The sequence below is a fragment of the Porphyromonas sp. CAG:1061 genome, assembly GCF_000435035.1.
Classification (GTDB): Bacteria; Bacteroidota; Bacteroidia; order Bacteroidales; family Porphyromonadaceae; genus Porphyromonas_A; species Porphyromonas_A somerae.
Window position 1 is genome coordinate 10,504 of the sequence record NZ_HF988940.1, and the last position, 8,973, is coordinate 19,476.

5 protein-coding genes and 1 riboswitch are annotated in these 8,973 nt (G+C 48.6%); of the genes, 2 read left to right on the forward strand and 3 right to left on the reverse strand.

From position 1 onward, the window contains the following. From QVO39_RS07710 to QVO39_RS07720, 3 genes are all read right to left on the reverse strand, one after another. Nucleotides 1-1,138, reverse strand: a 1,138-nt coding sequence (locus QVO39_RS07710) for a TonB-dependent receptor (RefSeq protein ID WP_288171927.1), incomplete at its 3' end; no start/stop codon positions are given. Between the two features lie 124 nt (nucleotides 1,139-1,262). Then, on the reverse strand, nucleotides 1,263-3,308 hold the full coding sequence (locus QVO39_RS07715; RefSeq protein WP_288171928.1) for a DUF5074 domain-containing protein: 2,046 nt from the start codon (nucleotides 3,306-3,308) through the stop codon (nucleotides 1,263-1,265). A gap of 235 nt (nucleotides 3,309-3,543) precedes the next feature. Continuing rightward, nucleotides 3,544-3,752: riboswitch (cobalamin riboswitch) on the reverse strand. A gap of 310 nt (nucleotides 3,753-4,062) precedes the next feature. Next, on the reverse strand, nucleotides 4,063-4,626 hold the full coding sequence (locus tag QVO39_RS07720) for a 30S ribosomal protein S16 (RefSeq protein ID WP_021903681.1): 564 nt from the start codon (nucleotides 4,624-4,626) through the stop codon (nucleotides 4,063-4,065). A gap of 203 nt (nucleotides 4,627-4,829) precedes the next feature. Here QVO39_RS07720 and uvrA point away from each other — a divergent pair, with 203 nt between their 5' ends. Together uvrA and QVO39_RS07730 are read left to right on the forward strand one after the other, a co-directional pair. After that, nucleotides 4,830-7,661 carry an excinuclease ABC subunit UvrA gene (gene uvrA / locus QVO39_RS07725; protein ID WP_021903682.1) on the forward strand — a complete coding sequence of 944 codons (2,832 nt, stop codon included), beginning with the start codon at nucleotides 4,830-4,832 and terminating at the stop codon, nucleotides 7,659-7,661. Beyond that, nucleotides 7,658-8,920 (forward strand): DUF2851 family protein, encoded by a 1,263-nt coding sequence (locus tag QVO39_RS07730; protein ID WP_021903683.1) that lies wholly within the window; start codon nucleotides 7,658-7,660, stop codon nucleotides 8,918-8,920. Before uvrA ends, QVO39_RS07730 begins: the two co-directional genes overlap by 4 nt. Nucleotides 8,921-8,973: the final 53 nt, after the last annotated feature.

Genomic DNA, 8,973 nt, shown 5'->3' on the forward strand with positions numbered 1-8,973 from the left:
AGCTTACCTCACCAGAAACTACTCCCATAAGTGTCAGACGCTTGGGGTATGAAAAGTTGACAAGGTTGGCATTCAATGTATTGTATCTAGCATCAGTCGAGAGACCAAATCTTAGCCACTTGGTAGCAATAAATTCTTGAGCTATGGTAGCATAAGCTTCGTGTTGCTCATATTTATTATCCACATAGAGGGGGCTGGTCCACTCTTCATCAAGATAGCGGGTATAGTCATTGGCATACTTTGCTTGAGCCTGTATGCTATACCACTCATTCACCTTTTTAGTCAGCTTCCCTTGGAAGAAGAAGTTTTGGTCTTCTAGACGTTGTCCGTGCTGAAATACGTTACGAATAATAGGACCAGGCAATCCTCTTTTAGAGTGGTAGTAGTACCCTTGTAGGTCCCATTTGCCCTCTTCCATCTTCTTGAAAAGAGCCAGTTCCGCTCTAAGTGCAGTGATATCGCCATTCTGCCGAACTGCCACGGTATCATAGGCAATGGTGCCATCCTCAAATACTCGCTTATACCTAAATGGGTATTTACCACTAGAGGAGACAAACTCCACATTAGCACTCAGGGCAAAGTCATTGGGGAGCTTTTGCTCTACCAAGACTGATGGAATCACTGTGGCAAAGGAGCCGGCACGAAGATGTGCCCGAAGGTTGGTACGCTTACCTTTACTGAAAGTCGGCTGCCTAGTTTCAATATAAATGGAGGAGGCTGAAGCGAAGTGCTGAGCTGGCTGAAAGAGATCGCTCTTCTGCCCATTATAAAGGCTTACCGCTTCCACATTGTCTAGTGAAAACTTACCTAGGTCAATTTGCCCATTTTGTGCATTTCCAAGCTTGATCCCATTGTAAAACACGCCGAGATGATTGGTACCCATGCCTCGCACATCTACCGTTTTCAAGCCACCTAGTCCGCCATAATCCTTAATCTGTATTCCTGAGAAATACCTTACGGCATCAGCAATTGATATGCTACTCAATTTCTGTAGCTGTTTGCCTTCTAGCTTCAACCCTGGAATCACCTCTCGGTGTTGCTGTGCCGTTACGGTTAGGTCGGGTAGTAGATACACGCTATCGAGCTGTGCCCACGCCGAGAGGGTTGTGAAGCATAGCAAAGTGATCGTTAATATCACTACCCTTAAAGTTTTAGTTGCTTCTATCAACTTTAACATACTAAGTATAGAAAAAGATAGGTGTGCAGACTAGAGGAATTATTCCTACTTTAGTCTGCACACAATATTTCAATATAAAATCAAGTTATTTATTGATAAACTCATCACTAAACCTATAAGCGAAGTCAATACCTGCCGTACTTGCACCCCTTTGGGTAGGGTAGTGATATTTATTCAGTTGTTTGATAGGATCAACCGTCACATCATACTCAAAGATATCAGAGTCAACATACGCTGCCGTTCTACCTACCCAAAGATGCCCAGTGGTAGGATGCACTCCCATAATTCCATAAATATTATAGAAAGAGTAGCCTTCCTTGAAAGCTGGCACATAATGGAGGTCGAGCTTCTTTGTCTCATAATTGTATCGTGATGCTGTAGAAGCGTTGAAGTCCGCAACATCCACAAAGTAGAGATGTGGCTCAGTAAAGCTAGCACAAATGCCAATTGCTGGACTCCAGGTAGCCACAGGGAAGACTACAGTATTTGGCATCTTATGCTCTTGGATTACTGTTCCTTCATGATCCATCTCCACAATGATTGGATCGGAGGTAAACTCTGTATTCCACTGCTGATTTCCCTTAAACTCACCCGCGAAGGGCACAAATATATGTCCATTAGCTCCCTTTACGATACCTTTCGCCTGACGCCCCTTGTACTCTAGACGCTTGCTGATAGAGTTAGTTTTAGGATCAATGATAACCATCCCGTGTCCACAGGCAGCATAAACTTTTCCACGAGAGAAGACGAGACGGGTTTTGATAGCCCCCTCTGTGGTAAACGCTCCAAAGGTTCCCTCTACGGTCTTATCTATCTTTAGTTTCCTATTTTTATAGACAATCTTGATGATACCAGAGGTCTGCTCCATATTGCTATCGGACCATTGTACATATCCAAGAGAATCATTACAGATCACTATGTGCTGTGGCCATGTGCCCTCTCCCTTAGGAGATTTGAATACAAACGAATCGGCATACTCCATCTTCATAGTACGGGCATCACACACCACAAAGCGTCCAGCACCATTCATGCGGTCACCATTTTGTGTGATGAGATAGATCTTGCCATTTGCCATATACATGTCTTGGACCACATTGCCTATCTCCAAATGGTTATTGGCATTCTCAAAGATATTGAGATACTCATTATTATTCTTGTCGTAATAGACTATGGTACCATTGACTGTGGTCATATTCCCTTCGCATACTACAAAGGTGCCTGCAGGATCTGTATAGTCAATCGATGCAATCACCTCAATTGAAGCAAGGTAGGTAGCACCATTTCTTCCTAGCCCCATCAGGGTGATGATTCCACCATTGTATGATTGCCCTGGTGTTTGCTTTGGTGCTTTGATGCGAACCATTTTCTTTTGGGCATTGATTTGGAGGCTCCACCCTTCTGGCACCTTAATCTCCTCAATAGTAGCTATATCCTCAGCGGTCAGCTTAATATTCCTTGCTTCATTGAATTTGAATACGTGATAGTGGTACTCTCCTTCAGGCTTCTCAAAGGCAAATATCTCAAATCCTGTTTTTGGGATAGTAATCTCCTCCCCATTGGCAAGGACAAATACCACTGCATTGCTTTCATTTCGGACAGACTGAAAAAAGGAGTCGCCATCTTTTCCCACAGCTGGTACTTCCTTACCTTGATCGTTCTTAATCCTTTCGCCATCTAGGGTCCAGTAACCATCCTTATCCACCCCTATAACTGGTGAGTGACCATCTTGACCATCTACTCCATCCTTGCCGTCTTTTCCAGCGACAGGAATTTTATTGCCATTCTTATCTTTGAGCCATTGGTCTTTACCACCAAGTGTCCAGTAATAGATGCCCTCTTCCTCTTGGATCCCAAGTTCAGGGGCATCTAAGCCATTTTTGATGGTGACTTTTGTTCCGTCGTTGAATTTGATTTCGTAGCCGCCATCAATCTCATTGATCTCATCAATGGTCTTTTTCTCTTGCTGTGCTTTCACCACCTTTTGCAGGGTAGAGATGTCAGCTTTTGTTTGGGCAATCTCCTTCTTGATATTTGCAATCTCTCCCCATAGGTCACAATCATCGTATCGATAGCAACCCGAGAATAAGAGGCCCACCAGTGCTAGAAATAGCCAGACTTTCTTTGTTCTCATACTCATTACATCTATTCTAAGTTTCTTATAATCAGCAGCCTCCATTGGTATGGCGATCGCTGAATACATTTATTCAGTGTCAAATGGCTTTCGTGCGGAGATGTAATAGAGTAGCAGGTTGACTAGAGTTTAGGAGTTAATTATGTTTTTGTTTCTCTAGAATTAGCCGTTGCCAATGCAACATTGTAAGCTTAATAAGTATCCCTCTATCTCTAATGCTTCTGTGCCTCGGAAGCCATTAAAGCAGTTATCGGCAGGTCTTCTGACTTACTCCAACTTTCGCACACCTTCCCAAGAGACACTATGCTCTAAGTGGTATTTTGATAGATTAACTAAGCTATTTGGAGCTTACAGCAGCGGGTACTGTCTAGGATTTGCACCTAGTTCCCTTTTCACCAATCGCCCTAAGGATAGGGTTATGGCACCGTTAACATCTTATATTCTTTGCAAATGTAACCAAAAGATTTCAAATTGTCCTAAATATCAGAGAGAATAGCAGGGGTTACGCATTAGAAAGTTCTTGCCGTATGGTTTTTAGGTGTCTATGAGTAAGGACCTCCGCGAGGAGGTCATTTATGGTAAGACTCTTTCTAATGCGTAACCCCTGAAGAGAATAGTTAGGCTAACATATTCAAATGATCTATTTAATGCTTATGTCTGTAGAGTGCATCTCACGTAGGCGAGCTGCTTAAATATAAAGGGGTGGTGCAACTGTTGGTTGCACCACCCCTTTTTGTATGCTAGGCGACGTCGCTTACTCTTCAGTAGCGGGAGCCTCCTCTGCTGGAGTCTCAGCTTCGGTAGCAGCCTCTGCCTCAGCCTTTGCAGCTGCTTCAGCTTCTGCCTTTGCCTTCTCCTCCTCGGCTTTCTTCTCAGCTAGAGCTGCCTCACGAGCCTTATTCACCTCACGCTCAGCCTCTAGTGCTTTCTTAGCTGCTTCACGCTTAGCTGCCTCGTCCTTGCTCTTGATCTGAGCTACCTCAGAGTTCTTGCCTTGCTTCCACGCCTCAAAGCGCTTCTGAGCCTCTTCCTCTGAAAATACACCCTTCTTCACACCGCCTTGTAGGTGCTTCATCATCATCACACCTTCGCGTGACAGGATGCTGCGTGCGGTATCGGATGGGGTGGCACCCACGTTTACCCAATAAAGTGCTCTATCAAACTTCAGGTCGATAGTTGCTGGGTGGGTATTAGGGTTATAAGTCCCCAAAATCTCTACGAAGCGGCCATCACGAGGGGCACGCTTGTCGGTCACTACAATCTTGTATACAGGGTAACCCTTGCGACCGTGTCTTTGCAATCTGATAACTGTTGCCATCTTTGATTTGTAAATAATTAGTGATTAAACTCTGCGCCCCACGGTCTCCCGACATGGGTACACGACCCTACGGGGTGAAACGCAACCGCAAAGGTACCTATTATTTTGCAAGTAACCGACTATTTTGCACAATAAAATGGGGCACTGGGTAGTGGCTCTGATAATTTTGGTAGTTTTGTGGATATTTCAAGTGTATATATATAATGAATGATATCATACTTAAGGGGGTAAGGGTGCATAACCTCAAGGGGGTGTCGCTGGAGATTCCACGCGATCAATTGATCGTGATTACAGGGCTGAGCGGTAGCGGTAAGTCGTCGCTCGCCTTTGATACACTCTATGCCGAGGGGCAGCGAAGGTATGTAGAGAGCCTAAGCGTCTACGCACGTCAGTTTGTCAGCAAAATGGCAAAGCCCGAAGCCGATCTGATCAGTGGCATTCCACCGGCCATTGCGATTGAGCAGAGGAAGTTCAATCGTAGTCCTCGCTCCACCGTCGGCACCGTCACTGAGATCTACGACTACCTCCGAATGCTCTATGCGAGGGTAGGACATACCTTTAGCCCCATCAGTGGTCAGGAGGTGAAGCGGCACACCACGAGAGATGTGCTGGAGTATGTCAATAGTCTTCCCGAAGGGAGTAAGTATATGGTTTGTGCCCCTATCACACTGCCACAAGGGCGTACGGTGGCGGAGCACCTGGAGCTACAGCTTGCCAATGGCTTTAGCCGTGTCTTGGTGAAAGACAAGGTGGAGCGAATCCAAGACCTCCTACAGGAGGAGACAAAGCTGCCTCGTACCGCCAAAGACCTATCACTCGTCATTGATCGATTGGTGGTGCAACCGGATAACGATGCCACCAATAATCGACTAGGAAATTCAGTGGAGACCGCTTTCTTTGAGGGGAGAGGAACAGCACTAATTGTGCACGACGAAGGGGTGGCTACCTTCAGCGACCGCTTCGAGCTGGATGGCATCACCTTTGAGGAGCCTTCTGATAAACTCTTTAGCTTCAACAGCTCCGTCGGTGCGTGCCCCACCTGCGAGGGGTACAGCCAAGTACTGGGGATCGATGAGGATTTAGTGATTCAGAATAAAAATCTCTCCCTCTACGAGGAGTGCGTCATGCCGTGGCGTGGTGCCAAGATGAGCGAGTGGCAGAAAGACTTTATCCGCAAGACAGAAAAGCTCAACTTCCCTATCCATCGCCCCTATCGGGAGCTAACGGAAGAGGAGAAAGACCTCCTATGGAATGGCAATGGACTGCCCGAAATCCATGGCTACAGCCGAGAAAAAATCTATGGTATCAACGACTTCTTTGACCATATCAAGGAGCGGCAGTACAAGATGCACTACCGAATTATGCTGGCGCGCTACCGTGGTCGCTCTGTCTGCCCTACCTGTAAGGGCAAGCGACTACGCAAGGAGGCCCTCTATGTGCAGGTGGGTGGCAAGAATATCTCCGAACTAGTCACTCTCCCTATTAGTGAGCTCAGGAAGTGGCTCGAGGCACTACAGCTCTCCGAGCAAGACCTCAAGATCGGTCGTCGACTGCTAGAGGAGCTTCGCTACCGAGTGGGCTTTATGGATGATATCGGTTTGGGTTACCTCACACTCGACCGTGTGGCGGGCACCTTGTCGGGAGGCGAAGGGCAGCGTATACAGCTCGCCACGTCGCTAGGCGGAGGGCTGATCGGCACTCTCTACATTTTGGACGAACCAAGTATCGGTCTGCACGCTAGAGACACTCACCTCCTCATAGATATCATGCACCAACTGAGGAATATGGGCAATACCGTGGTGGTGGTAGAGCACGACGAAGAGGTGATGAGGGCAGCCGACCTGATCATCGACATGGGTCCCGAGGCGGGAATTGGAGGTGGGGAAGTGGTCTTTATGGGACGCCCTGATAAGCTACCCGCCCGCTCCAAGAGCTACACCGTGAAGTACCTACAGGGCAAGGAACAAATTCCGTGGCCCAAACGACGCCGAACCTCCAAGAGCACCATCACAGTGGAGGGTGCCTACCTCCACAATCTAAAAGACATTGATGTGACCATCCCACTTGGGGTGATTACGGTGGTAACGGGGGTGAGTGGCTCGGGCAAGAGTACCCTGGTGCGGGAGATATTTTACGAAGGGGTAGAGCGGCTGATAGACAAAGCGCCGCTCACCAAGATTCCTTGTCGCAATATCAAAGGGAGTATCTCTAGCCTCAAGGCAGTGGAGTATGTAGATCAGGACTCCCTAGGCATCTCCACCCGCTCCAATCCCGTCACCTATATCGGGGTGTACGACGATATTCGTCGATTAATGGCGGCTCAGCAACTCTCTCGCCAGATGGGGTTCACACAGCAATACTTCTCCTTCAATACCGAAGGGGGTCGTTGCGAAACCTGTAAGGGTGAGGGCGTCATCACCATTGAGATGCAGTTTATGGCCGATATCACCATCCCTTGCGATGAGTGCCACGGCAAGCGCTTCAATGAGGAGGTACTGGAGGTGACCTTCCACGATAAAAACATCTCCGATATCCTTGAGCTATCGATTGATGAGGCGATTGAGTTCTTTACCCACTACCAAGATGAGAGCCTCTTTATCCCCAAGATTGTGGAGGGGCTACAGGTGCTCTCCGATGTAGGCCTCGGGTACATTAAACTAGGGCAAAGCTCCAGCACCCTTTCGGGAGGTGAAAGCCAGAGAGTGAAGCTTGCCTCGCACCTCAAGGACAAAGGTAAGCGACCCACCCTCTTTATCTTTGACGAACCAACCACCGGGCTCCATGTGCACGATATCCATGTGCTGATGAAGTCGTTCCAATCGCTCATTGAGCACGGGCATACCGTGGTGATCGTGGAGCACAACATGGAGGTGATCAAGTGTGCCGATTATATTGTAGACCTCGGACCTGAGGGAGGTGATATGGGTGGGCAACTGGTTTACCAAGGCACGCCAGAAGGACTGATGGAGGTGGAGGAGAGCTACACAGGTCGCTATTTGAAACAGAAGTACGAGCAAGACCACGACAAGAAATGAGACCCGAGAGCGAACTACATTTCATCTGGATGAATCGCCTCTTTAGACAAGTGACCCTCGAGGGAGAGCCTATTGAGGTACTAGATGTGGGTGAGCTCAATAGCCACGACGGTCCCGACTTCGCCCTCTCACGAGTGCGGGTAGGCCATATAGAGTGGGCTGGGTCGGTAGAGATTCATCGCCGGGCTTCGGAGTGGGAAGCACACAAACATCAGCTCGACCCTCGCTACTGCTCAGTGGTGCTACATGTAGTGCTAGAAGCCGATCGAGAGGTCTACGACCAAGAAGGAAGGCAGGTGCCAACGGCAGTACTGGATATCTCACCCGATATGCTAGCCTACCTAGAGCGTTTGGTACAGGGCAATAAAAGTCTCCGCTGTATGCCCGAGATGATGGCTCTTGGTGAAGAACCCTTCTTGGATGGGGCCTTGGAGTTGCTCCCCGAGCGCTTGGAGGAGAAGCTGGCACGTCTGCGTGACCGTTCGAAGAGTGACCACTTTAATAGCATTCTCTATCACACCTTGATGAGATATGTGGGTGCACATCAGAATAATGAGGTGATGCAGCAGGTGGCAGAGAGTCTGCCCTATACCTACCTCAAGAAGCACGCCTCCGACCTAGTGGCACTCGAAGCGATGCTCATCGGGCAGGCTGGTCTGCTGAGTGAGACCCCTCGTGATGAGTATGAAGCAAAGCTACTAGAGGAGTATCGCTTTTATCAGCAGAAGTTTGGACTCACCTCTTTACCTGCCGGTAGCTTTCGGTATCTCCGCTTGCGTCCACCCTCCTTCCCCGCACGTATGCTGGGCATAGTGGCAATGATCCTCCACCATGAGGAGCTGTTGCTCTCTGCCCTCTCTCGGTTGGATAAACCGATAATCGAGCAGACGCTCCGCTTGGCACCTAGCCCCTATTGGCAGGAGCACTTCGACTTTGGACGACGGTTGGACGGGCGTCGTGCTGGCGTTGGTCGGCAAACCCTTACGTCATTGATCATCAATGCCATCGTCCCCTCTGCCTACTACTATGCCCAAAAGGTGGGTGACGCCCACCTAGAGCAACGGGCACTCGACTGGCTCTACCTACTCCAGCCAGAGCAGAATCAGTATGTGAAGCTCTTTGAGCAAAATGGGCTACACCCCCGCCATGCTGCCGACACCCAAGCCCTCCTCCAGCTCTACCACCACTACTGCCAACCACTCCACTGCCTCCGTTGCCCCCTTGCCATCGCCTACTTCCACCACTGCCACCATCGGTAAAAGGAGGGGTGGCGGGTCAGAGGTTACGCATTAGAAAAGACTATTGTGCGAAT